Annotated in this window: 25 protein-coding genes; 15 read left to right on the top strand and 10 right to left on the bottom strand. The window is 72.3% G+C overall.

The annotated features are described in order from the left end of the window. The first annotated feature begins 153 nt into the window (after positions 1-153). Complete coding sequence (locus ACZ561_RS27915) at positions 154-375, top strand: helix-turn-helix domain-containing protein (protein WP_006123601.1); 222 nt, start codon at positions 154-156, stop codon at positions 373-375. A gap of 136 nt (positions 376-511) precedes the next feature. After that, positions 512-1,309: an enoyl-CoA hydratase/isomerase family protein gene (locus tag ACZ561_RS27910; RefSeq protein WP_470999917.1), complete on the top strand. Its 798-nt coding sequence runs from the start codon at positions 512-514 to the stop codon at positions 1,307-1,309. A gap of 45 nt (positions 1,310-1,354) precedes the next feature. On the opposite strand, the gene ACZ561_RS27905 is transcribed toward ACZ561_RS27910, so the two are convergent. Beyond that, positions 1,355-2,050: a hypothetical protein gene (locus ACZ561_RS27905; protein ID WP_470999915.1), complete on the bottom strand. Its 696-nt coding sequence runs from the start codon at positions 2,048-2,050 to the stop codon at positions 1,355-1,357. A 94-nt stretch (positions 2,051-2,144) separates the two neighbouring features. On the opposite strand from ACZ561_RS27905, the gene ACZ561_RS27900 reads away from it, so the two are divergent. The 5 genes from ACZ561_RS27900 to amaP are packed head-to-tail and all read left to right on the top strand — an operon-like array spanning position 2,145 to position 4,358. After that, positions 2,145-2,591, top strand: coding sequence for an Asp23/Gls24 family envelope stress response protein (locus tag ACZ561_RS27900; RefSeq protein WP_470999914.1), 447 nt, complete (start codon positions 2,145-2,147; stop codon positions 2,589-2,591). Positions 2,592-2,621: 30 nt separating this feature from the next. Next, on the top strand, positions 2,622-2,813 hold the full coding sequence (locus ACZ561_RS27895) for a hypothetical protein (RefSeq protein WP_470999912.1): 192 nt from the start codon (positions 2,622-2,624) through the stop codon (positions 2,811-2,813). A gap of 6 nt (positions 2,814-2,819) precedes the next feature. Beyond that, positions 2,820-3,170, top strand: a complete 351-nt coding sequence (locus tag ACZ561_RS27890; protein WP_470999910.1) for an Asp23/Gls24 family envelope stress response protein — start codon at positions 2,820-2,822, stop codon at positions 3,168-3,170. Next, the gene (locus ACZ561_RS27885) at positions 3,167-3,766 is read left to right on the top strand and encodes a DUF6286 domain-containing protein (RefSeq protein WP_470999908.1); all 600 of its coding nucleotides are present in this window, start codon (positions 3,167-3,169) and stop codon (positions 3,764-3,766) included. Before ACZ561_RS27890 ends, ACZ561_RS27885 begins: the two co-directional genes overlap by 4 nt. Positions 3,767-3,770: 4 nt before the next feature. After that, positions 3,771-4,358, top strand: coding sequence for an alkaline shock response membrane anchor protein AmaP (amaP, locus tag ACZ561_RS27880; RefSeq protein ID WP_470999906.1), 588 nt, complete (start codon positions 3,771-3,773; stop codon positions 4,356-4,358). Between the two features lie 37 nt (positions 4,359-4,395). Here amaP and ACZ561_RS27875 read toward each other — a convergent pair whose 3' ends face one another. From ACZ561_RS27875 to ACZ561_RS27845, 7 genes are all read right to left on the bottom strand, one after another. Next, a complete protein-coding gene (locus ACZ561_RS27875; RefSeq protein ID WP_470999904.1) occupies positions 4,396-5,151 on the bottom strand; it encodes an SDR family oxidoreductase in 756 nt (251 codons plus the stop codon). A 4-nt stretch (positions 5,152-5,155) separates the two neighbouring features. After that, positions 5,156-6,940 (bottom strand): glycoside hydrolase family 15 protein, encoded by a 1,785-nt coding sequence (locus tag ACZ561_RS27870; RefSeq protein WP_470999902.1) that lies wholly within the window; start codon positions 6,938-6,940, stop codon positions 5,156-5,158. An 84-nt stretch (positions 6,941-7,024) separates the two neighbouring features. Further along, entirely contained in the window at positions 7,025-7,825 is an 801-nt protein-coding gene (locus ACZ561_RS27865) for an SURF1 family cytochrome oxidase biogenesis protein (protein WP_376442193.1), read from the bottom strand. Between the two features lie 69 nt (positions 7,826-7,894). Further along, positions 7,895-8,128 (bottom strand): hypothetical protein, encoded by a 234-nt coding sequence (locus ACZ561_RS27860; RefSeq protein ID WP_376442196.1) that lies wholly within the window; start codon positions 8,126-8,128, stop codon positions 7,895-7,897. Positions 8,129-8,182: 54 nt separating this feature from the next. After that, positions 8,183-9,157 carry a DEDDh family exonuclease gene (locus tag ACZ561_RS27855; RefSeq protein WP_470999899.1) on the bottom strand — a complete coding sequence of 325 codons (975 nt, stop codon included), beginning with the start codon at positions 9,155-9,157 and terminating at the stop codon, positions 8,183-8,185. Positions 9,158-9,302: 145 nt separating this feature from the next. Beyond that, positions 9,303-11,903, bottom strand: coding sequence for an MXAN_6230/SCO0854 family RING domain-containing protein (locus ACZ561_RS27850; RefSeq protein WP_470999897.1), 2,601 nt, complete (start codon positions 11,901-11,903; stop codon positions 9,303-9,305). Between the two features lie 169 nt (positions 11,904-12,072). Beyond that, on the bottom strand, positions 12,073-12,717 hold the full coding sequence (locus ACZ561_RS27845) for a TetR/AcrR family transcriptional regulator (protein WP_470999895.1): 645 nt from the start codon (positions 12,715-12,717) through the stop codon (positions 12,073-12,075). A 97-nt stretch (positions 12,718-12,814) separates the two neighbouring features. On the opposite strand from ACZ561_RS27845, the gene ACZ561_RS27840 reads away from it, so the two are divergent. The 8 genes from ACZ561_RS27840 to ACZ561_RS27805 all read left to right on the top strand — a co-directional run bounded on the left by ACZ561_RS27840 (position 12,815) and on the right by ACZ561_RS27805 (position 20,497). Then, positions 12,815-13,612, top strand: a complete 798-nt coding sequence (locus ACZ561_RS27840) for an acetoacetate decarboxylase family protein (RefSeq protein ID WP_376442208.1) — start codon at positions 12,815-12,817, stop codon at positions 13,610-13,612. Further along, positions 13,612-14,496, top strand: coding sequence for an SDR family NAD(P)-dependent oxidoreductase (locus ACZ561_RS27835; RefSeq protein WP_470999893.1), 885 nt, complete (start codon positions 13,612-13,614; stop codon positions 14,494-14,496). Before ACZ561_RS27840 ends, ACZ561_RS27835 begins: the two co-directional genes overlap by 1 nt. Before the next feature lie 10 nt (positions 14,497-14,506). Beyond that, positions 14,507-15,787 carry an amidohydrolase family protein gene (locus ACZ561_RS27830; protein WP_470999891.1) on the top strand — a complete coding sequence of 427 codons (1,281 nt, stop codon included), beginning with the start codon at positions 14,507-14,509 and terminating at the stop codon, positions 15,785-15,787. Continuing rightward, positions 15,787-17,010, top strand: coding sequence for an amidohydrolase family protein (locus ACZ561_RS27825; RefSeq protein ID WP_470999889.1), 1,224 nt, complete (start codon positions 15,787-15,789; stop codon positions 17,008-17,010). Before ACZ561_RS27830 ends, ACZ561_RS27825 begins: the two co-directional genes overlap by 1 nt. A 24-nt stretch (positions 17,011-17,034) precedes the next feature. Beyond that, the gene (locus tag ACZ561_RS27820) at positions 17,035-17,748 is read left to right on the top strand and encodes a VIT1/CCC1 transporter family protein (RefSeq protein ID WP_470999887.1); all 714 of its coding nucleotides are present in this window, start codon (positions 17,035-17,037) and stop codon (positions 17,746-17,748) included. 128 nt (positions 17,749-17,876) lie between these two features. Next, on the top strand, positions 17,877-18,767 hold the full coding sequence (locus ACZ561_RS27815; protein ID WP_470999885.1) for a sterol desaturase family protein: 891 nt from the start codon (positions 17,877-17,879) through the stop codon (positions 18,765-18,767). Then, on the top strand, positions 18,764-19,435 hold the full coding sequence (locus ACZ561_RS27810) for a lysoplasmalogenase (protein WP_470999883.1): 672 nt from the start codon (positions 18,764-18,766) through the stop codon (positions 19,433-19,435). The genes ACZ561_RS27815 and ACZ561_RS27810 overlap by 4 nt, the downstream gene beginning before the upstream one ends. An 18-nt stretch (positions 19,436-19,453) precedes the next feature. Beyond that, positions 19,454-20,497, top strand: coding sequence for a zinc-dependent alcohol dehydrogenase family protein (locus ACZ561_RS27805; RefSeq protein WP_470999881.1), 1,044 nt, complete (start codon positions 19,454-19,456; stop codon positions 20,495-20,497). Positions 20,498-20,513: 16 nt separating this feature from the next. Here ACZ561_RS27805 and ACZ561_RS27800 read toward each other — a convergent pair whose 3' ends face one another. Together ACZ561_RS27800 and ACZ561_RS27795 are read right to left on the bottom strand one after the other, a co-directional pair. After that, positions 20,514-21,815: a CoA transferase gene (locus ACZ561_RS27800; protein ID WP_470999879.1), complete on the bottom strand. Its 1,302-nt coding sequence runs from the start codon at positions 21,813-21,815 to the stop codon at positions 20,514-20,516. Positions 21,816-21,908: 93 nt separating this feature from the next. Next, the gene (locus ACZ561_RS27795; RefSeq protein WP_470999877.1) at positions 21,909-23,447 is read right to left on the bottom strand and encodes a S8 family peptidase; all 1,539 of its coding nucleotides are present in this window, start codon (positions 23,445-23,447) and stop codon (positions 21,909-21,911) included. Between the last annotated feature and the right edge of the window lie 46 nt (positions 23,448-23,493).

Below are 23,493 nucleotides of genomic sequence, written 5' to 3'. Positions count from 1 at the left end.
GCTCCGAGCGCAGCGGAATCAGAGATTCCGGTCGTGACGTCACCTTCCGCTCCCGCAATCCTTGTGGCACGGACCTTGTCGAATGGGTGGCCAGGACGTCCGGAAGGGGTGATCATGAGAAGTCCAGAGCGCACTTCCCATGAGGAGGCACGGGTGGCCGAGACTCTGAAGAAGGGCAGCCGGGTGACCGGCGCCGCGCGCGACAAGCTCGCGGCAGACCTGAAGAAGAAGTACGACTCCGGTGCGAGCATCCGGGCGCTGGCCGAGGAAACCGGTCGCTCCTACGGATTCGTCCACCGGATGCTCAGTGAGTCCGGAGTCACGCTGCGTGGACGCGGCGGGGCGACACGGGGCAAGAAGGCCGCCTCGGCCTGACCGGGGCGCGGTTCGTCGGGTCCACCGATTCTCATGGTGGCCACCCGGTCGACCGTGCGGTCGACCGGGTGGTTACTGTGCAGTCACTTACGCGTCAGTATTGCTGTCAGTGCTGCACTGGAACCGGAGGCGCCCCATGACTTCGCTCGACTCTGTGCTCGTTTTCGACAAGGACGGTGTACGGCTCACCGTCGAGGACGCCGTTGCCACGGTGACCCTGACCAACCCGGCGAAGCGCAACGCTCAGTCTCCCGCTCTGTGGCGGGCGTTGACGGAAGCCGGACGGTCACTGCCGGGCAGCGTGCGGGTCGTGGTCCTGCGTGGCGAGGGCATGTCCTTCTCCGCCGGGCTCGACCGGCAGGCGTTCACGCCCGAGGGCTTCGACGGAGAGCCGTCCTTCCTCGACCTGGCACGCGGGTCGGACGAGGACCTGGACGCGGTCATCGCCGAGTACCAGGAGGCGTTCACCTGGTGGCGCCGTAGCGACATCGTGTCGATCGCGGCTGTCCAGGGGCATGCCATCGGTGCCGGGTTCCAGCTCGCCCTCGCCTGCGACCTGCGGGTCGTCGCCGAGGACGTGCAGTTCGCCATGCGCGAGACCAGCCTGGGCCTCGTGCCGGACCTGACCGGTACGCACCCGCTGGTCTCCCTCGTCGGCTACGCCCGTGCGCTGGAGATCTGTGCCACGGGCCGCTTCGTCCATGCCGAGGAGGCCGAGCGCATCGGCCTCGCCAACATCGCCGTGCCCGGTGACGAACTCGAAGCCGCCGTACGGGACTTGAGCGCCGCACTCCTCTCCGCGCCGCGTGACGCGGTCATCGAGACCAAGGCGCTGCTCCAGGGCGTCTGCGGACGCACCTACGAGCAGCAGCGCGCCGCCGAGCGTGCCGCCCAGGCCCGCCGTCTGCGCGACCTCGCGGGCCTCGGCGACTGACACCCCGGGCCGTCGGCGGCCGCTTGCGCGCCCGGATCCGCGCCGTCAGCCCACCGCCGAGACCAGCACCGTGACCGCCGTCGCCTCCGGGGCGGCGGCGGTCGCCGCCGTGCGGGCGGCGCGTGCCACGTCCAGCGCACGATGCCCGGCGGACACCGCCAGCTCCACACGGAGCAGGCCGGGGGCGCGATGCAGCGGGTTGCCCAGTGTGCCGGTCAGCGTCGCGACGCCCTCGACCGCGAGCACCGCGAGGGCCGTCGGGTCCTCCGGCATGAGTGAGGTTTGCCCGGGTGGGTGAGTGGCGGCCGGCGAATCCGGGGCCTCCCAGGCGTCCTCGGCGAGGTCGGTCACGCGGAGGTCCACCTCGACGACTGCCAGGCCCAGTTCCCGGTCCGCCGAGGTGAACAGGGCCTCGCGCACCTCCGCCGCGAGCGCCGGCAGTGGCCTGCCGGCCTCCGTCCCGTACTCCGCCGCGAACCCGGCCGAGATCCCCAGGGTCCCCGGGGGGAGTCCGCCCGGCGGCACAGGGAACGGCTCCTCCCCGCCCGCCTCCACGAGCCCCACCCGGAGCGCCCCCGGCACCACCCCTCGTACGGCCGCCGCCGCCCGCAGCAGCACCGCCCGCGCCGCCTGCTCCGTCAGCCACGCGCCGTCCGCCGCCTCCCCGAGCGGCAGCAGTCGGCCCGGCGCGAGTCGCTCGCGCACCGCCGCCGCCCATCCCGTGCCCGCTGTCGTCGTCATGTCCCCCAGCCTGCCGCATCCCCGGCGCGAGACCGGGCAAGCGCGCTTAATGTGGGCAAAGAGGTAGATAGCGGAATGGAAGGGATGATCGGCGATGAATGACCCCGCACACCCCGATGAACCGTCCGTGACCAAGCGCGGCGGCGGCGCCCCGGCGAGCCGCGGCAGGACCACCATCGCCGACGGCGTCGTGGAGAAGATCGCCGGCCTTGCCGCCCGCGACGTTCCCGGCGTCCACGCCATGGGCAGCGGTCTCTCCCGTACCTTCGGCGCCGTACGCGAACGCGTGCCCGGCGGAGGAGGGCAGAGCGCAACACGAGGCGTGAAGGCTGAGGTCGGCGAGGTGCAGACCGCACTCGACCTGGAGATCGTCGTCGACTACGGCGTCTCGATCGCCGATGTGGCCGGTGATGTGCGCGAGAACGTCGTTACCGCCGTGGAACGGATGACCGGCCTGGAGGTCGTCGAGGTCAATATCGCGGTCAGCGACGTGAAGCTGCCGGACGAAGAGGACGAGACGTCGGAGCCGCGGCTCCAGTAGCCGCTGGCAGCCCGGCGAAAGGGGCTCAGCATGAGCATGGCGATGATCGGCCTGGTGGCCGGAATGGGCCTCGGCTTCGCCGGATACTTCGGCGGCTTCGGGGCGTTCGTACTGGTCGCGGCGTTGGGCGCGATCGGCTTCGTCGTCGGGCGGTTCCTCGAGGGGGACCTCGAACCCGGCGACTTCTTCCGGAGTCGCGAGCGCGGCGACCGGCGGCGGTGACCGGGGGTGAGAGCAGACCGGGTGGGCCCCGCCGGTCGCGGGGCGACGACGATCGCCGACCGGGTCGTCGCGAAGATCGCCGCGCGGGCCGCGCGGGAGGCGCTCGACCGCGTCCCCCCGGGCGGCTCGCCGCCGCACGCCTCGGTCGTCGTGCAGCGTGACATCGCGCGCGTCTCGCTGAGCCTGGAACTCGGGTACCCCGTCGACCTCGGCCGCCAGTGCGGCGCGGTCCGCAGCCATGTGATGCGCCGCGTACGGGAGTTGGCGGGCATGGAGGTGCCCGAGGTGGCCATCCACGTCGAGCGCTTGCACTCCCCGCGCACGGAGCGCGCGTCGGCCGGGCGGAGGCTTGCATGACCACGGAGACCGACACCGACACAGTGCCGCCCGTACGCGAGAAGGCGACGGTCGCGGCCCGCCGCTTCTGGGCCGTCCGGCGGATCCCCGCGGCGCTGATCGCGCTCCTCGTCCTCGGCGGCGCAGGACTGCTGCTCTACGACGTGGCCGCGGTACGGGCCGACCACACGGCCATGCGCTGGCGACGCGTACTCGCCGACGACCTGGCGACCCGGCACCTCGACAACGCCTGGGTCCTGGCCGGCGCCTCCGTCGCCGTCGTCCTCGGCGCCTGGCTGCTGCTGCTCGCGGCCACCCCGGGGCTGCGCGCCGTCCTGCCGATGCGGCGCGGCCACGCCGACGTACGGGCCGGACTCGACCGCGACGCCGCGGCCATGATCCTGCGGGACCGGGTGATGGAGGTCTCGGGCGTGCAGTCCGTACGGGTACGGATGGGGCGCAAGAAGGTGGCCGTGCACGCGGTCTCGCACTTCCGCGAACTCGACGAGGTACGCGCCGACATCACGACCGTGGTGACCACGGGAATCGACGAACTGGGGGTCGCCCGGCCACCGGCGCCGACCGTGCGGGTGGCCCGGCCGCCGAGGAAGGGGTGAAGGGGTGACCGTCATTCTCCGGCGCGTCAACAGGATCGTGCTCGGACTCGTGGGCCTGCTGCTCGTCGTCGTCGGCGGGGCGGTCCTCGCGGCCGGATTCGATCTGCCGGTGCCCTCGTGGTGGCCGTGGTGGGGGCCCTCCGACGTCCTGCTGAGCAAGGCGGACCGGTACCGATGGCGCGACGAGGGCTGGTGGTGGCCGGCGGTCATCGCCGCCCTCGGACTCGTCGTGCTGCTCGCCCTGTGGTGGCTGATCGCCCAGTTCCGGCGTGCCCGGCTCGCGGAGGTCCTGGTCGACACCGGCGACGGAGAGGGAGCGACGGTGAGGGGCCGGGCGCTGGAGACCGTCCTGGCGGCGGACGCGGAGGCACAGGACGGGGTGGCCCGCGCCCGGGTCCTCCTGACGGGCCGCCGCACGGCGCCCCGTGCCCGTATCGCCCTGCTCCTGGAGCCCTACGCCTCGCCGGGCGAGGCCCTGACCTCCCTGACCGACCAGGCCCTGGCCGACGTCCGCACCTCGGCGGGCCTGGCGTCCCTGCCCACCGAGGCCCGCCTCCGCGCGACCAAGCACGGCGCGCGGAGGGTGACCTGAGGCTCCGTGGCCGAGGCCGCTCCTTCGACGCGGACCGTCAGAAGCCGTGCCTCGCCCCGCCGTCCACCGAGACCATCACGCCCGTCACGTACGAGGCCGCGGGCGACAGCAGGAACGCCGCCGTGCGGCCGTACTCCTCCGGCGTGCCGTAACGGCGCAGCGGGATACGGGACTCGCTCGCCGCCCGCGCCGCGTCCGCGTCCCCGGACATCGCGTCGAGCGAACGCACCCGGTCCGTGTCGATGCGCCCCGGCAGCACGCCGACGACCCGGATGCCGCGCGGCCCCAGATCGCCCGCGAGGGACTTCGCGAAGCCGGCCAGACCGGGGCGCAGCCCGTTGGAGATCGTCAGGCCCGGGATCGGCTCGTGGACGGAGCCGGAGAGCACGAAGCCGATGACCCCGCCCTCGGTCAGCGAGTCCGCCGCCGCCCGGGCCATCCGTACCGCCCCCAGGAAGACCGTGTCGAACGCCGACGCCCACTGCTCGTCGCTGTTGTCCGCGCCGAAGCCCGGCGCCGGGCCGCCCACGCTGACGAGGATGCCGTCGAAGCGCCCGAAGCGGGAACGCGCCTCGGCGATCAGCCGGGCGGGCGCATCCGGGTCGGCGTTGTCGGCGGCCAGACCGGCCGCGTCCGGGCCCAGCTCCTCGGCCGCCTCGGCGACCGCCTTCTCCTCGCGCCCGGTGATCAGCACCTTCGCGCCCTCGGCGAGCAGCGCCTCGGCCGACGCCCGGCCGAGCCCACGCGTCGCGCCGGTCACCACGTACACACGGTCCTTCAGCCCAAGATCCATGGCCCTATCCTGCCGCGTCCTCCCAGGGCAGCGCGAGGGCGGTGCCCACCAGGCCGATGTGGCTGAACGCCTGTGGGAAGTTGCCCAGCTGCCGCCGTGCCACCGGGTCGTACTCCTCCGCGAGGAGCCCCACGTCGTTGCGGAGGGCGAGCAGGCGCTCGAACAGCTCGCGCGCCTCGCCCTCCCTCCCGGTCATCCGCAGCGCGTCCGCGAGCCAGAAGGAGCAGGCGAGGAACGTTCCCTCGCCGCCGGGCAGGCCGTCGACCGAGCCCCCCTCGGTGCTGTAGCGGCGGACGAATCCGCCATGTGTCAGCTCCTCGCGGACCGCGTCGATCGTCCCCAGCACCCGCGGATCGTCCGACGGCAGGAACCCGACCCGCGGGATCAGCAGCGTCGCCGCGTCCAGCTCCCGCGAGCCGTACGACTGGGTGAACGTGTTGCGATCAGGGTCGTACCCCTTCGCGCACACCTCCGCATGGATCTCGTCCCGCATGGCCCGCCACCGCGCCGCGTCCCCGCGCAGCGAGGGATCCGCCTCGAGCGCCCGCACCGCGCGGTCGGCGGCGACCCACGCCATGACCTTCGAGTGCACGAAGTGGCGGCGCGGCCCGCGCACCTCCCACAGCCCCTCGTCCGGATTCCGCCAGGTCGACTCCAGGAAGCCCAGCAGGCTCAGCTGCAGGTTCCAGGCGTGCGGCTCGGCGGGGATCCCCGCCGCCCGCGCCATGTCGAGCGAGTCCATGACCTCGCCGTACACATCGAGCTGGAACTGGTCCACCGCAGCGTTCCCGATCCGTACCGGCGCCGAGTCCGCGTAGCCGCGCAGCCAGGGCACCGTCATCTCGGGCAGCCGCCGCTCACCGCCCGGGCCGTACATGATCTGCAGATCGGCCGGATCGCCCGCCACCGCGCGCAGCAGCCAGTCGCGCCACGCCGCCGCCTCGTCGACATAGCCGGCCGCCAGCAGTGCGCCGAGCGTGAGGGTCGAGTCGCGCAGCCAGCAGGAGCGGTAGTCCCAGTTCCGTACGCCGCCCAGCTCCTCCGGGAGCGAGGTCGTGGGGGCGGCCACGATGCCGCCCGTCGGCGCGTACGTGAGCGCCTTGAGCGTGATCAGCGAGCGCAGCACCGACTCCCGGTACGGCCCCTCGTACGTACAGCGCGCCGACCAGTCGCGCCAGTCCCGCAGACAGTCATCGAGCGCGCCGTAGGGGTCGATCAGCGCCGGACGCGGCTCGTGCGAGGGGTGCCAGGTGAGCACGAACGCCACCTTCTCGCCCTCGTCGACCGTGAACGACGACCATGTGGCGAACTGCTGCCCCCAGGTCTTCACCGGAGGGTCGCTGCGCAGCCACACCGAGTCGGGCCCCGCCACCGCCACGCGATGGCCGTCGCTGCGCCGGACCCACGGCACGATCGAGCCGTAGTCGAAGCGCAGTCGCAGCGCGGCAGTCATCTCGACGCTGCCGCTGACGCCCTCCACGATCCGCATGACATCGGGCGCCTTGTCGCGCTGCGGCATGAAGTCGACGACCTTCACGGTCCCGGTGCGGGTCTCCCAGTACGTCTCGAGAACGAGGGAGTCGCCGGCGTAGCCGCGGCTGGTGCAGGTCGTGGCGCCCTTGGGGGCTATACGCCAGTGCCCGTTGTCCTCGTCGCCGAGCAGCGCGGCGAAGCAGGCGGCCGAGTCGAAGCGCGGCAGACACAACCAGTCGATCGACCCGTCGCGGCCGACGAGCGCGGCCGTCTGCAGATCGCCGATGAGGGCGTAGTCGTCGATACTTTGCGTCACGCTTTGGCGTGTTCCCGGAAGAGGCGACGGTCAATCAGGGAGGCGGCTGAGCCGAGGCACTGCCCGGCCGATCGGGCGGTTCGGCTAGACGGCGGCGGGGGCGGGTTCCGGGGCTTCCGCGTCTCCGTCGGTGTCGGCCGCGGCCTCCCGGTCGCGCTTCTCGCGACGCACCAGGACCACCCAGCCGACCGGCACACCGGAGGCGAAGAGCCACCACTGCACGGCGTACGCCATGTGCGCGCCGATCGAGTCGTGGTCGGGCTCCGGAACAAGCTCGGGGGTGTTCCCCGCGGGCTCGGGCGCCGTCTGCTCCAGGTAGCCGCCCAGGACCTCGCGGCCGAGCAGCTCGGCCTGCTGTGCGCTGTTGATCAGCATCACCTGACGGTCCGGCAGCCCGCGCAGGTCCTTGATACCGCTGGCATCGGTCGTCTCGTCCGCCTTCAGACGGCCGGTGACGGTGACCTCGCCCTTCGGAGCGGGCGGAACCTCGGGGTACGCCTTCTGGTCGGGGGCCGCCGGAACCCAGCCGCGATTGACCAGGACGACCCGGCCGTCCTTCAGGACCAGCGGGGTGAGCACCATGACGCCCTGGCGGTCGTCGGCGTTGGTACGGCGCCGGACGACGACCTCGTGCGCGGTGTCGAAGGTGCCGGTGGCGGTGGTCCGGCGCCAGTAGTCGGCGCGCGGGACGGTGTGACCGGGGGAGGTCAGCTCCTCGATGGGGAGCGGCTTCGCCTGCAGGTTCTCCGCGATCAGGGCGTTCTGGGCGACGCGGCGCTCGTGCCGGTGGAACTGCCAGAAGCCCAGCTCGACCATCGTCGGGACGAGGGCGAGGGCGATGAGGGTGAGGATCACCCACTGCCGGGACAACAGGAAGCGGTACACCCCATGACCGTACAACTGTGGTCATGGGGTGCACGCACGGGGGTTCCGGTCGCCCGGGGCGGCCGTGGTTCAGACGTGATCGACGATGCCCACCTTTCCCTCCGCGCGGGCGCAGTGCCCGCCGCAGAACCAGCTGCCCTCGACCTCGACGCCCTGGCCGATGATCTGCACCTTGCAGTGCTCACAGATGGGCGCCATGCGGTGAATGGCGCAGGAGAAGCAGTCGAAGACGTGCACCGCGCCCTGCGCGTGCACCTCGAAGGACATGCCGTAATCGTTTCCGCAGACCTCACAACGTGCCATGCGCCACAGGGTGCGACGCGCGCCCCGGGAAGCGTGGGCGGCACGCCCGGTGCGTCACCCGTCTGCCGGGGCCACGTCCCGCAGCAACTGGGTGAAGGCCGCCTCGTCGACGATCGGCGTACCGAAGGACTTCGCCTTCACCGTCTTGGAGGTCGCGGCGTCCGGGTCGTTGGTGACCAGCAGGCTCGTCAGCCGGGAGACACTGCCGGCGATATGGAGCCCCGCCTCGAAGGCGCGGTCCTCCAGGAGCTCGCGGTCGATGGAGGTGTCGCCCGAGAACGCCACCCGCATCCCCTGCTTGAGCGGTTTGTCCGTTTCGTAACGCCCGGGGTTGGGATGGGGGCACGGCGGCCGCTTCCGCGAGGGGCGCCAGCTGTTCGTGTGGTACGAGGCCTGGTAGCCGATCCGCGGCGCGGCCGGCGTGGACGCCCACTCCGTCAGCGGCCGGCACTCCAGCAGCGGCAGTCGTACGTTCCGCTCGGCTGCCGTGTGCAGACTCGGCCGGAAAGCCTCGGCCAGCACGCGCGCGTCGTCCAGCGCGTTGTGCGCCCGCTGCTGGACGACGCCGTAGTGCGCGGCCAGCGACTCCAGCTTGTGGTTGGGCAGCGGAAGCGACAGCTCCTTGGAGAGCGCGATGGTGCACAGCCGCTGCCGTACCGGCGCGGTGCGCTCGGCCCGCGCGTACTCCCGGGCGATCATCTGCCAGTCGAAGATCGCGTTGTGCGCCACCAGGACCCGGCCGTCGAGCCGGGCGGAGAACTCGGCGGCGATCTCCGGGAAGAGCGGCGCGCCCTCCAGCAGGTCACTGGTCAGTCCGTGGATCCAGACCGGCCCCGGGTCCCGCTCCGGATTGACGAGCGTGTACCAGTGGTCCTCGACATTGCCCTGGGCGTCGAGGCGGTAGACGGCAGCCGACACTATCCGGTCGTCGCGGGCGAGTCCGGTGGTCTCCACGTCGACGACCGCGTACCCCTGTGGGTAGGCGGTCGGCCACGTCGCTGCTGTCGTACGGTCGTCGAGCATGGTCACTGAGAATACGGGCCATCGCTGACAACTCCGCCCCCGGTGTCCGCTCCGGCGCCGGAATCCGGTCACGACATCGACGCCTCGCCCCGCTCGCCGCGGCCATGGCGCGGCGAGCGCAGGCCAGTTCACCCGGCGCGGTCCGCCCCGCTCACCCCAGCAGGGCCACCAGGTCCCCGGCCGCCGCCTGTTCGAGCCCCCAGCCGTCCACCGGTCCCGGCAGCAGACGGTAGACCGTGCCTGTCACCTCGTCGGGCACGACGTCGCCGTCCAGGAGGGCGAGGAAGGCGTTCCGGCCGTTCGCCACCTGCGCCGCCGTCGCGCGTCCGTCCTCGGCCGTCCGCCGCAGATCCGGCACCCCCGCCGTACGGATCCGGTCCGCGAAGGAGCCGGCCTCCTCGTCGGGACGCCGTGCGTACTCCCACACCTCGTCGGTGCGCCGGTGCCCGCGCCGCAGCACCACGACCCGGTCCGAGCGCGCGGCGGCATGCCAGACGGCCAGGTCCCAGAGCGTCGTCCGGCCGGCGGTGAAGTACTGGTACAGGTCCCTGCCGACCCGGCCCAGGTCGGCGCTGTGCGCGGACACGCTCTGGAAGCCTTCGGACGGCGGCAGGTGCAGATCCGTCCAGAGGAACGTGCGCTGCTCCAGGTCGACCAGCATCGGCACATGGATCCGGGCGTCGCCCATGAGGTCGTACCGCTGGCGCACCGTCCTCGGGTCGTACTCCGCGCCCCTGCCCTCCCTGGAAGGGAGGGCCATGAAACCGGCGAAGGCGTCCAGGAGCTGGTCGAAGGGCACGTTGTTGTAGCTGAGGACGATCGGCATCGCGAACCGTACGCCGGCGTCGGCGAGTTCCGCCAGGTCGAGATCGGCGTACTCGGTCGCGCCCTTGGGCGCGGGCGCGGAGGTCAGGTCACCGGAGTGGACGACGGCCCGCCTGCCGTAGACGAGATTGGTGTAGTCGCACAGTCCGACGTACGACCAGTCCGCGTCGAAGAGCGCCACGGACAGATCCAGGTCGACCCGGGTCTTCGTCGGCTGGGTCCAGTGCAGGAACATGCGCAGGACGTCTCCCCGGGGCAGCGGCTGCGTCGAGCCGCGCGGCACCGACACCAGGGCCTTGGCCGCGGCGCCCTCCGCGGACGGCACCGCGAGTCCGGAGAGCGCCTCGTCCAGGACGGAGACGTCGAACCGGGGTGCGGCGGCGAGCCGGCGCAGCACCTCGCGCTCCAGCAGGGCGCAGACCTCTTCGGTGAGGGCGCTCGGCAGGGGCGCGCGCCGGTCGTCCGTCGTGTACGCGTGCGTGACCCGCCCGCGAGGGAAGAACACCCGCCGGTCGCCCGGCAGATGGCGGATCCGCAGCCGTCCGAGTGCCGCGAGCAACGGGCCGGGGCCCGCGCCGGGCAGGGCGCGGCGCAGCGTCTCGGCCACGCGCGCGTGGAGGGCGTCGGAGCCGTACAGCCGCAGCAGATGGTCGAGGCGTCGCACCAGTTCGCCGGGGCGCTGCGCGAGCAGGGTGAGCGCGGTGTCCGGGTCCCGCTCGGCCAGGGCGGTCTCGACGCGACCCGACCAGGTGTGCGGCTTGAGGCGGAGGCCGTCGACCCGTACCGCGTGGGGGTGCTCGGCGGCGGTCCGCAGCAGGGCCTCGCCCAGTGGGTCGTTCCCGGTCTCCACCGAGGTGCCGCGCAGCACCGCGAAGGCCATGGCCGCCCGGGGGTGCCGGGTGTGCTGCTCGTACGGGTGGAGGATCTCGGCGGCCTTCTTCCACAGGCCGGGGTGGCGCAGCAGGTCCTCGACCAGCGACGTCGTGTCGAGCCCGTCGAGGACGGCGAGCAGCCGGCGGCGCAGCGGGCGCGGCAGGGACAGGAAGCGTCGGGGCTCCAGCAGATCGGCCTCCCCGCCCGACCGGACGGCCAGCAGCCGCAGGACGTCCGTGGCGGTGGTCAGCCGGGCGTCCAGCTCGGCCTCCACGGCCGCGCGGGTGGTTCGGTCGAGCAACAGCGTGCCCAGGAGCAGGGCCTTGGTCTCCCGTACGGGGATGTCGGCGGGCAGCCAGTCGAGCGTGGTCGGGGCGTGGGCGAGAAGCACCTTCAGGTCGTCGCGGTCGCTCGGGGACAGCGGAGTGCGCCGGGCCAGGAGGGTCAGCAGGGCCGTGACCACGCCGGCGTGCAGGTCGCGGCCGAGCGCCAGCAGCCGCAGCGGACCGGCCGAGGACTCCTCCTCGTCCCGAGCGGCGGCGGTGGCGGCGGAGGGCTTCAGGAACGGGTCCTCCGGGTCGATGCGCCGGTGGCAGATCGGGCAGCCCGTGTACTCGGCGCCGTCCCAGCAGACTTCGCACACCAGATGGGCGCAGGGCGAGACGGCGTGGACGCTGCCGGCGGTCCCGCACAGCACGCACGGCTGGGTCGGCCACTGGAGCAGCAGCCCGAACATCCGGTCGACGTACAGCGCGAACGTGTCGTCGGGGACGGAGGCCGGGAAGGACCGGAACAGCGGCATGTGCGAGCGGTCCGCGCCCAGTTCGGCGTCGAGCCGTCCGAGGAGGCCGTGGCCGGCGTCCGCCAGTCCGGCCGGTCCGAGCCGGCCGAGCGCGGCGCGCAGCTCGGCGGTGGGGGCGAAGCCCCGGTCCAGGAGCTCTGCCTCGAGGGCGGTGAGGCCTTCGGCGGTGGAGCGGTCGCCGGGGCGGGGCCCGGCCTGATCGACGTAGACCGTACGGAGACGGCGGAGCAGGACGGACGACACCACAGACAAAAAAGGGATCTCCAGGAGGGAGGGGAAGAGTGGGGCGGGAGACGGAGAGTGAGCGCGCTACAGGTGTCGTAGAAAGAGAGAAGGAAGCACGCTTGCGGAGCCGTCCCCGCGTGAACTCACCCTAGGACGGCCCCACGCGCGCGTGCCACCGAATTAATCCGGGACTCCGTCATGCTTGATCCGGGACTCCGTCAGGGGGCCTCAACAGGCCGTCCACCAATGCCCGTACGGAGGTGGTGAAGAGCCGCTCCGGGTCGACCGGGGCCGCGAGGGCGCGGGTGAGGGCGGGGTCGGGCGGGTCGGTCGTCTCCGTCTGCCAGAGCTCCACCTCGGCGGGCGACTGGACCGGCGCCCGCTCGCGGTTGCGCTCGACCAGGACATGGCCGACGACCTGGACCTGCACGGCCCGGACCACCTCCGCCGCCCGCGCACCGCGCAGACCCGCCGCGTGCACCTCATGGGCCAGGGCGCGCTGGGCGGGCAGGAACATCCGCTCCGTCAGGCCCCGTTCGTGCACCATCGCCACCAGATGCGGGCGCTCCCGCAGCTCGCGGCGGAGCGCCCGCGCCACGGAGACGATGCGGGCGGCGGGAGTGCGGCCGCGCGGGGTGATCGCGGAGAGATCGGCGACCGTCCGCTCGACCAGCGCGTCGAGCAGGGACTCGCGGTTGCCGACGTGCCAGTAGATCGAGGTGACCGCGGTGCCGAGCTCGGCGGCGAGCTTGCGCATGGTCAGCGCGTCCGGGCCGTGCTGCTTCACCAGAGCGGCGGCGGTCTCCAGAACCTCCTCGCGGGTGAGTGCGGTGCGCGCCATCCGTTCCCCCAACTCTGTTGCCTGCACGGCTCTTTACCCTTCATCGCCGCCGGTGTAACTGTGTTACAGACCCGACCCGCTGAAGGGTGGTACGTCCATGGCACGAGTACGGTACGGGGCGCGCACCGACGCCGAGATCACGGCGGCCCGCACGAAGAGCGCGAAGCTCCCCGACATCTGGTCCACCGGAGTGGTCGCCGTCTGGGAGACGGATCCGGACGTGGTGGCGGCCGTCCTGCCTCCCCCGCTGAAACCCACCGAACGGCCCCTCGTACGGGCCAACATCTCCCAGGTCGATCTGCCCGGCTACCCCCTCGGCGCCGGCTCGGTCGCCGTCGCCGCCGCCCACGGCGACCAGGAGGGCTGGTATCCGCTCGTCATGCCGATGACCCTGGAGCGCGCCCTCATCGGCGGCCGTGAGGTCTTCGGCGAACCGAAGAAGCTCGGTGAGGTCGCCGTCGAACGCGACGGACTCGTCGTCCGCGCCTCGCTCGGGCGACACGGCATCGACTTCGTCGAGGTGCGGGGCGCGGTCTCCGGCCCGCTGCCGCTGCCCGAGCCCGCCGACAAGACCGACTTCTACTTCAAGTTCCTGCCGGGCGTGGACGGCACGGGCTTCGACGCCGACCCCGTCCTCGTCCACTGCGTCCGGGCCGAGAAGGTGCGGAAGCTGGAGCGGATCACCGGAGACGTCGTCCTGCGCGAGTCCATGTACGACCCCGTCGCAGACCTCCCCGTACGCCGGATCGTCGAGATCACCATCGGCGAGAAGACCACCGACCAGAAGGGCCGGGTCGTGGAGCGGGTCAGCGCGCAGGCCCTCCTGCCGTACATCCACCAGCGGTACGACGACCCGCAGCAGATCCTCGACGGCCCGCCGGAAGGGAGCGTGTGATGGAGCTGCGTCAGGGCCAGGTCGCCGTCGTCACCGGCGCGGCGAGCGGCATCGGGCTCGCCATGGCGCGCCGCTTCGCCGAAGAGGGGCTCGCCGTCGTCCTCGGCGACGTGGAGGAGGCGGCGCTCGCCAAGGCGGCCGGGGAGCTGATGGAGGGCGGCGCACAGGTTCTCGCCCGTACGGTCGACGTCAGCGAACCCGACTCCGTACGGGCCCTCGCCGACGCCGCGTACGACGCCTTCGGCGCCGTCCACGTGCTGTGCAACAACGCCGGCGTCGGCTCCGGCGCCGAGGGCCGCATGTGGGAGCACGAGCCCAACGACTGGAAGTGGGCCTTCGCCGTCAACGTCTGGGGCGTCTTCCACGGCATCCAGGCCTTCGTCCCGCGCATGATCGCCGGCGGCGAGCCCGGACACGTCGTCAACACCTCGTCCGGCGACGGCGGGATCGCCCCGCTGCCCACCGCCTCCGTGTACGCCGTCACCAAGGCGGCCGTCGTCACGATGACCGAGTCGCTGTACGCGCATCTGAAGGCGGAGCACGCGCGCGTGGGGGCGTCCGTGCTCTTCCCCGGTCCGCACATGCTGCGCACCGGCCTGTGGGAGTCGCACCGCAACAGGCCCGAGCGGTACGCCAAGGAACGGCCGCGCAAGACCCCGTACCGCAGCCTCGACCAGTGGGAGGCGGCGATGAAGGACGCCGGGCACGAGGTCGCCTTCACCCCCGTCGAGGAGGTCGCCGGGCACGTCGTCGACGGCATCCGCGCCGACCGGTTCTGGATGCTCCCGGCGAGCGAGCACAGCGACCGGCAGATCCGGGCGCGCTCGCAGTCGATGCTCGACCGCGCCGATCCGTCGTACCTGGAGAGCTTCATTCTCGACTGAGGGGCACCCCATGAGTCATGAAGACCCGTATCTGATCATCTCCTCCGACTGCCACGCCGGTCTGCCCACCGAGCGCTACCGGCCCTATCTGGACTCCCGCTTCCACCGCGCCTTCGACGAGTTCCTCGCCGGGCGCGACGCCCGCCGTGAGGCCATGACCCGGCTCGGGGTGCGCAACGAGGCGTTCGCGAACAAGTGGTTCAGCGACAACGAGGAAGGGCTGCGGGGCGGGTGGGACGCCGCCCAGCGGCTCAAGGAGCTCGACGGGGACGGTGTGGCCGCCGAGGTCGTCTTTCCCGACGCGGACGCCGTCGACAGCCAGACCGCCGCGCCCTTCGGGGTCGGCCTCGGGCTCTCCGGCGACCAGGACCCGGAGCTCGGCATGGCGGGCGCGCAGGCGCACAACCGCTGGCTGGCCGAGTTCGTCGGACAGAACCCCGAGCGGCACTGCGGAGTGGCGCTGCTGCCGATCACGGCCGAGCCGTCGAAGGTCGTCGCCGAGATCCACCGGGCCAAGGAGTCGGGGCTCGGGGCGCTGATGATCCCCTCCATGTGGGTGGACAGGGAGCCGTACCACGACCGGCGTTACGACCCGATCTGGGCGGCCGCCGCCGAGACCCGGATGCCGCTGGTCACCCACTCGGGCGCGGCGCCGCGCGAGGAGTACGGCGACCATCTCGGCATCTACGTCAGCGAGGTGACCTGGTGGCCGGCCAGGCCGCTGTGGTTCCTGCTCTGGTCCGGCGTCTTCGAGCGGCACCCGGGGCTGAGGTTCGGCGTCGCCGAGTCGGGCTGCTGGTGGCTGCCGAACCTGCTGTGGTTCATGGACCGGCTCTATCTGGGCGCCCACGGCGGCAAGAAGCTGTCCCCGTTCGCCGAGCTGAAGCGGCCGCCGAGCGAGTACCTGGACCGCCAGGTCTTCGTCTGCGCCACCAACACCAAGCGGCGCGAGCTGGCGCAGCGGTACGAGATCGGCGTGGACAACATCCTGTGGGGCTCGGACTTCCCGCACCCGGAGGGGACCTGGCCCAACACGCGCGCGTGGCTGCGGAACACGTTCCACGACATCCCGGTGGCGGAGACGCGCCGAATGCTGGGTCTCGCGGCGGCCGAGGTCTTCGGATTCGACATTCGCACGCTGGATCCGATCGCCAAGCGCATCGGCCCGACCCCGGCCGAGCTGGGTCAGTCGCCCGACCAGGCAGCGGTCGAGGCGTCCTGGGCCCGCTCGCGCGAGGTCGGCCGCCACTGGCTGACGGACCACGACTTCCCCACCCTGGGGGTGAGCTGATGGACCGCTACACCGTCATCTCGGCGGACTGCCACGCGGGCGCCGACCTGCTCGACTACAAGCCGTACCTGGAGAAGAGGCACCACGACGACTTCGACGCCTGGGCGGCCGGCTACGTCAACCCGTACGAGGACCTGCTCGCCGACACCGCCGACCGCAACTGGAACTCGGGGCGCCGGCTGCGCGAGCTGGAGGCGGACGGGATCATCGCGGAAGTCGTCTTCCCCAACACCATCCCGCCGTTCTTCCCCTCCGCCTCCCTGATGGCCCCGGCCCCGACCCGCGAGGAGTTCGAGCAGCGCTGGGCCGGGCTGCGCGCGCACAACCGCTGGCTGGCCGAGTTCTGCGCGGACGCGCCCGGCCGTCGGGCGGGTGTGGCGCAGATCCTCCTCAACGACGTCGACGAGGCGGTACGGGAGATCCGCCGCACCAAGGAGGCGGGCCTCACCGGCGGCATCCTCCTGCCCGGCGCCCCGCCCGGCAGCGGGATCCCCGAGCTGTACTCGCAGACGTACGACCCGATCTGGGCGGTCTGCGCGGAGCTGGGCGTCCCCGTCAACCACCACGGCGGCTCCGCCTCGCCGCCGCTCGGCGACGAACCGGCCGCGCGTGCGGTGTTCATGGTGGAGACGACCTGGTTCTCGCACCGGGCGCTCTGGCACCTCGTCTTCGGCGGCGCCTTCCGCCGCCACCCCGAGCTGAAGCTCGTCCTGACCGAACAGGGCTCGGGCTGGATCCCCGGGGTCATGGACATGCTGGACTACTACCACGCGCGCCTGGTCGCGGCGGCCTCTCGTACCGGCACCGCCGAGTCCAAGTTCGGAGCCGGCCTGGCGGAGTCCATGGGCAAGGGCCCCAGCGAGTTCTGGCGGGACAACTGCTTCGTCGGCGCGAGCTTCATGCGCCCGCACGAGGTGCCGCTGCGCGACCGGATCGGCCTCGACAAGATCATGTGGGGCAGCGACTACCCCCACGACGAGGGCACGACCCCGTACTCCCGCGAAGGTCTCCGCATCGCCTACGCGGGGCTGCCGAGGGAAGAGGTCGCGGCGATGGTCGGCGGCAACGCGGCCCGCGTCTACGGCTTCGACCTGTCGCTGCTGGACGCCCTGGCGGCCGAGCACGGCCCCACCGTCGAGGAGATCGCCGAGCCGCTGAAGGAGGTACCGGCGGACGCCACGAGCCCCGCCTTCGCCCCGGGCGGGTCGGTCCGCGTCTGGTGACGGACCGGGTGAGAACCTCCCGAGGTGACTGAAGCACCCACCCACGACGAAGCCCACGGCGGCGGTCTCGGCACCCGTCTCAACTGGCTCCGGGCCGCCGTGCTCGGAGCCAACGACGGCGTCGTCTCCACCGCGGGCCTCGTCGTGGGTGTCGCCGGTGCGACGGAGTCCCAGGCCGCGCTCCTCACCGCGGGCCTGGCCGGTCTGCTCGCCGGTTCGATGTCGATGGCGGCGGGGGAGTACGTCTCGGTCTCCACCCAGCGCGACTCGGAGAAGGCGGCCCTCGCCGTGGAACGGCGTGAACTGCGCGAGCAGCCCGAGGCCGAACTGGCCGAGTTGACGGACCTCCTGTCCGCCCGTGGCCTCTCCCCGGACATCGCCCGCGAGGCCGCGGAACAGCTCACCGAACGCGACGCGCTGCGCGCCCACGCGCGCGTGGAGCTCGGCATCGACCCCGACCGGCTCACCAACCCCTGGCACGCGGCCGCCGCCAGCTTCCTCGCCTTCACGATCGGCGCCCTGCTCCCCCTTCTCGCGATCGTGCTCCCACCGGCCTCGATCCGCCTCTGGGTCACGGTCCTGTCCGTCCTCGCCGCCCTCGCCCTCACCGGCTGGTGGAGCGCCCGCCTCGGCGCGGCCCCACCGGCCCGAGCGGTCCTGCGCAACATGGCCGGCGGCGCGCTGGCGATGGCGGTGACCTACGGGGCGGGGTCGCTGCTGGGAGCGGCGGGGGTCTGAGGCCCGCGGTGACCGCCGTCGCCGACCGCCCTTGTCGGAAGGTGCCAAAGCTTGCTGACAAGTCGTCTCGCATACTTGTTGGTAACAGCGTCTAGCCGCGCCCGACCCGCGCCTCTACCGTCATCGGCATGCCGAACCTGCCCGATGTCGTGCTCTGGTCCATACCGGCGTTCGTCCTGCTCACCGTCCTGGAGATGGTCAGCTACCGGCTCCATCCCGACGAGGACGCCGCCGGGTACGAGACCAAGGACGCCGCCACCAGCATCGGCATGGGGCTCGGGAGCCTCTTCTTCGACCTCCTGTGGAAGATCCCGATCGTCGCGATCTACACGGCGCTCTACGAACTCACCCCGCTCCGCGTCCCCGTCCTGTGGTGGACGTTCCCGCTGATGCTGCTCGCCCAGGACTTCTTCTACTACTGGTCGCACCGCGGCCACCACGTCATCCGGATCCTGTGGGCCTGCCACGTCGTGCACCACAGCAGCCGCAGGTTCAACCTCTCCACCGCGCTGCGCCAGCCCTGGACCGGCGCCACCTCGTGGCCGTTCTACCTGCCGATGATCGCGCTCGGCGTCCACCCGGCCGCCCTCGCCTTCTGCTCCTCGGCCAACCTCGTCTACCAGTTCTGGATCCACACCGAGCGCATCGACAAGCTGCCCAGGCCCTTCGAGTACGTCCTCAACACCCCCTCGCACCACCGCGTCCACCACGCCTCGCAGGGTGGCTACCTGGACCGGAACTTCGGCGGCATCCTCATCCTCTGGGACCGGCTGTTCGGCTCCTGGGTCGGCGAGACCGAGCGGCCCGTGTTCGGGCTCACCAAGAACATCGAGACCTACAACCCGCTGCGCGTCGCCACCCACGAGTACGCCGCCATCGCCCGTGACCTACGGGCCGCGACCAGCTGGCGCGAACGCGCGGGGCGGGTCTTCCGAGGGCCGGGATGGCAGCCGGACGCCACACCCGGACCCGTCGCCGGCAAGCCGGCGGGCCCCGCCGCTCCGGAGCCCGCCGCGTGAGCGCCCGTACCGCCGGCGCCACGGCCGCGCCGCCCCGGCCCACCCTCGCGAGCGCGCTGCTCCTCGCCCTCGCGCTCGCGGTCGCCGTCGACCTGGTCTCCCTCCTCGCCGACGCCGAGCTCGGGCACCGGATCGCCAAGCCGCTGCTGATGCCGCTGCTCGCCGCGTACGCCGCCACCAGGGGTGCCCCCAAGCTCCTGCTCACCGCGCTGCTCCTCGGCTGGTGCGGAGACCTCTTCCTCCTCTCCGACGCCGACTGGGCCTTCCTCGTCGGTATGGGTTCCTTCGCCGCCGGGCACGTCTGCTATCTCGTGCTCTTCGGACGACGGCGTACGTCCGTCCCCCTGGGGATCGCGTACACCGTCGCCCTCGTCGGTACCGTCGTGCTCCTGTGGCCCGACCTCCCCGCCGAGCTGCGGATCCCCGTCGCCGGCTACTCGCTCCTGCTCACCGCCATGGCCTACAGGTCAAGCGCCCTGGGGCTCACCGCCGGCGCCGGCGGCGCGCTGTTCCTGCTGTCCGACACGCTCATCGCGACCGGCGTCGCCGCATGGCCCCAGCCGCCCGCCCCCGACTTCTGGGTCATGGCCACCTACATCGCCGCCCAGTGCCTGCTGACCGAGGGAGCGCTGAAGGCGGAGTACGGTGAACGTCGTACTACCGACTGACAGCAAGGACCGTCCGCCATGCGCGCCACCACCATCCATGCCCCCTTCGAGATGCGCGTGGAGGACGTGCCCGACCCGGTGATCCAGGACACGACGGACGTCGTCGTCCGGGTCCTGCGCGCCTGCATCTGCGGCAGCGACCTCTGGGCCTACCGCGGAGAGTCCGCCCGGCAGCCCGGCCAGCGCATCGGCCACGAGTTCCTGGGCATCGTCGAGGCGGCGGGCTCGGACGTCTCCGGCTTCTCGGCCGGCGACCTCGTCGTCGCCCCCTTCGTCTGGTCCGACGGCACCTGCGAGTACTGCGCCGAGGGCCTGCAGACCTCCTGCCCGCGCGGTGGCTTCTGGGGCTCCGTCGGCTCCGACGGCGGCCAGGGCGAGGCCGTCCGCGTCCCCTTCGCCGACGGCACCCTCGTCAAGCTGCCCGCCGAGGCCGCCTCCGACGACCACCTGCTCACCGCGCTCCTCGCACTCTCCGACGTCATGGGCACCGGCCACCACGCCGCCCTCGGCGCCGGTGTCCGCAAGGGATCGACCGTCGCCGTCGTCGGCGACGGCGCCGTCGGCCTGTGCGGAGTCCTCGCCGCCAAGCGCCTCGGCGCCGAGCGGATCATCGCCCTCGGCCGCCACACCGTCCGTACCGACATCGCCCGGGCCTTCGGCGCCACCGATGTCGTCGCCGAGCGCGGCGAGGCCGCCGAGGCCGCCGTTCGCGAACTCACCGGCGGCCAGGGCGCCCATGCCGTCATCGAGGCGGTCGGCACCGAACAGTCGATGCGCACCGCCGTCGCGATCGCCCGCGACGGCGGCTCCATCGGCTACGTCGGCGTCCCGCACGGCAGCGGCACGGGGCTCGACCTCTCCGTCATGTTCGACCGGAACATCGCACTGCGCGGTGGCGTGGCGCCGGTCCGCGCGTACATCCCCGAGCTGCTCCCGGACATCCTCGACGGCACCATCGACCCGGCGCCGGTCTTCGACCTGACGGTCGACCTCGACGGCGTCCCGGGCGGCTACAAGGCGATGGACGAGCGCACCGCGCTGAAGGTCCTCGTCAAGCCGTAGCCGTCACCGGGCGTGCTCAGGCGCCGAGCCACGCGGCATCGTCCTCACCCTGAAGGCCCGGCGGACGCGACCAGCCCGCCGGGCCGCCCTCGTACGAGACGGGCGACAGCGCGTGCCGCAGCCGGCCCAGCGGGCCGTCCGTCTCCGTGAGGTACCGCTCCGGCTCGTACCGCGGGAGGGTGTGCGTCAGCCAGTGCCCCGTCTGCGCCAGCGCCATGCGTACGAGGCGGGTCCCGCCGTCCCTGTCCTGCTCGGTCAGGGACCGCAGCACGGCCGCCGCGAGCAGATACCCGGAGCCATGGTCCAGGGCCTGCGCCGGCAGCACGCCCGGCTCCTCCTCCGAACCCTCGGTCACCGCGATCCCGGTCGCCGCCTGCACCAGGCTGTCGAAGCCACGTCGCTCGCCCCAGGGGCCGTAGTCGCCCCACGCGGAGAGCCGCGCGACCACCAGGCCGGGCCGGCGGAGCTCGAAGCGGTTCAGGGCCCCGGGGCGGTAGCCGGTGACCAGGACGTCGGCGGAGTCCAGGAGCTCGTCGAAGGTACGCCGGTCCGCGGGCCGGTCCAGGTCGAGCGCGGCCGTCCGCTTGCCGATGTCCGTCTCCGCGTGCTGGTCGGGCAGCTCGGGGTTGCGCGGCGGGTCGATCCGCAGCACGTCCGCGCCGAGCAGTGCGAGCGTCCGGGTCGCGACCGGTCCCGCGATGACCCGGGTGAGGTCGAGCACCCGGAGGGAACCCGAACGTCGCCGCGGGGGTGCCTCGTCCAGCCGCTCCCGTGTCAACAGGGGTCGCGCCGCGACCTCCCGGCCCTGCTCGGTCTCCGCCCACCGCGCCGGTGTGCGTACGGCGACGGCCAGGCCCCCGGCCGCGTACACGGCCGCCTCCACCTCCTCGGCGCCGCGCTGCCCGATCGCCGACCTGACGGCCTCCGGCGACTCCTCACGTACCTCCAGGGCGCGTACCAGCGCCGCCCGGTGGTGCGGATAGTTGGCGTGCGTACGGACCCACCCGTCGGCGGCACGGAAGAAACCGGACAGCGGCGCGAAGTTCACCGGTGCCCGTCCGTCCACGCGGAGATGGCGCTCGCTCACGAAGGCCGTGGCGACGGCCCCGTCGTCGACCCGGACCGCGCCGGGCGCCCCGCACCGTTCCACCGCGGCCAGACCCGCGACTCCGACCGTCGCCCGGGCCAGGTCCATCACCGGCAGCCGCGCCGGCAACCCTCCTGACGGGCCGACGAACGACACCCGGTCGACCAGGGCGGGATCGCCGCCCAGGGCCGACCACAACAACTCCGTACCCGTACGCACTGTGTTGTCCATGCACGCATGATGGCACTCAGTGCCACGCAAAGGGGCCCCGGTGTGGCGCACCACACCAGGGCCCCTCGTCACGCATGCCTACCGGCGATGTGCCTACCGGCGGACCGCGTCGAGCGCGTCCACCAGGCCGGCTCCGTAGAAGCCGTTCTTGTTCTTGCCACCCTCGCACACGGCGTCGACGACGCCGTCACCCTCGATGTCGTACGGGTTCGTGCAGGCGCGGTCGTCGGCCTGGGCGTACAGCATGGCCTTCAGCGCGGCCGGGCTCGCCTTCGGGTGCGTCGACTTCAGCAGCGCGAGCACACCGGCGGCGTGCGGCGAGGCCATCGACGTACCGGCCTTGTAGTTGAAGCCGCCGTTGACCGTGGTCGACAGGATCCGGCCGTTGACCGCCGGGGCGTCCGGGGTCTGGTACTCGGTGCGGTCGCCGCCGGGCGCCGCGATGTCGACGATGCCGAGACCGTAGTTGGAGTACGAGGCCTTCAGGTCCTTGGCACCGGTGGCGGAGACCGTGACCACACCCGGGAGCATCGACGGGTAGTCGAGGCACTCCCGCGGGTCGATGACCCGGGTCACCGGCGTGGTGTCGTTGGGGCTGGAGGTGTCCGTGATCTCGTCCGAGGCCAGGTCCATCTTGGAGTTGCCGGCCGCGGCCACATTGACCGTGCCCTTGCGCTCCGCGTAACGGGTGGCGCGCGTGACGGCCTCGATCAGCGCCTTCTGGTCGGCGTCGTTCTTGCACGCGAACAGCCACGGGTCGGTGTAGTAGCTGTTGTTGGTGACGTCCACACCGTGCTCGGCCGCCCACACGAAGCCACAGACGACGGCCTCGGTGTAGAAGAAGCCCTCGGAGGTGGACACCTTGATGCCCGAGACCTTCACGCCCGGCGCGACACCGGTGATGCCGGTGCCGTTCTTGGCGGCGGCGATGGTGCCGGCGACGTGCGTGCCGTGGTCGCTCTCGCCCGGGTTCGGACGCCACGAGCCGGGGGTGATGTCCGGCTTGCCGGTCACGCAGTTGGCGGAGGCCTTGGCGTCGAAGTTCGGCGCCAGGTCCGGGTGGGTGTCGTCGACACCCGTGTCGATGACGCCGACCGTCACATTCCTGCTGCCGAGCGTCCTCTGGTGGGCCTTGTCCGCCTTGATGGCGGGCAGGTCCCACTGCAGCGGCTCGAGCGCGTCCTGATCGTCCGTGGCACGGGCCGCGGCGGACGTGGCCTCGGACGCGGTGAGCGCCTGGCCGCCCTCGCCGACGGAGGTGTCGGTCTGGACGGAGAGCGGGGCGGTGCGCGTCGAACCGGCCGACACCACACCGCGGGCCTTGCGGATCGTCTTCGCGAACTCGGGGTTCTGCGAGTGGACGACGATGACACCGATCTGGTCATAGGAGATGACCACCGTGCCACCGGCCGCGGCTATCGCCTTCTTCACCGACGCGGCCGTCCCGCGGCCACCGTCGACGTTCACGACGTACGACAGCTTGGGGCCGTCCGTCGAGACGGCGGTCGTCGCGGGGGCGTCACTCACCACCGCGGCGGATGCGCCGGTCGGAAGGAAGCCGAGCGAGGCCGTGAGCGCGAGACCGGCAGGCAGAGCGAGTACTCGGCCGCGTCTCGATCCCAGATGAGCCATGGGTTCTCCACATCATCCGTATGTACTGCCCGCGCGCGGATTGCGG

The sequence above is a fragment of the Streptomyces sp. NPDC039609 genome (assembly GCF_055596705.1).
The sequence above is the reverse complement of the archived record's forward strand: the minus strand, read 5'-3'. Positions and strand labels throughout refer to the sequence as shown.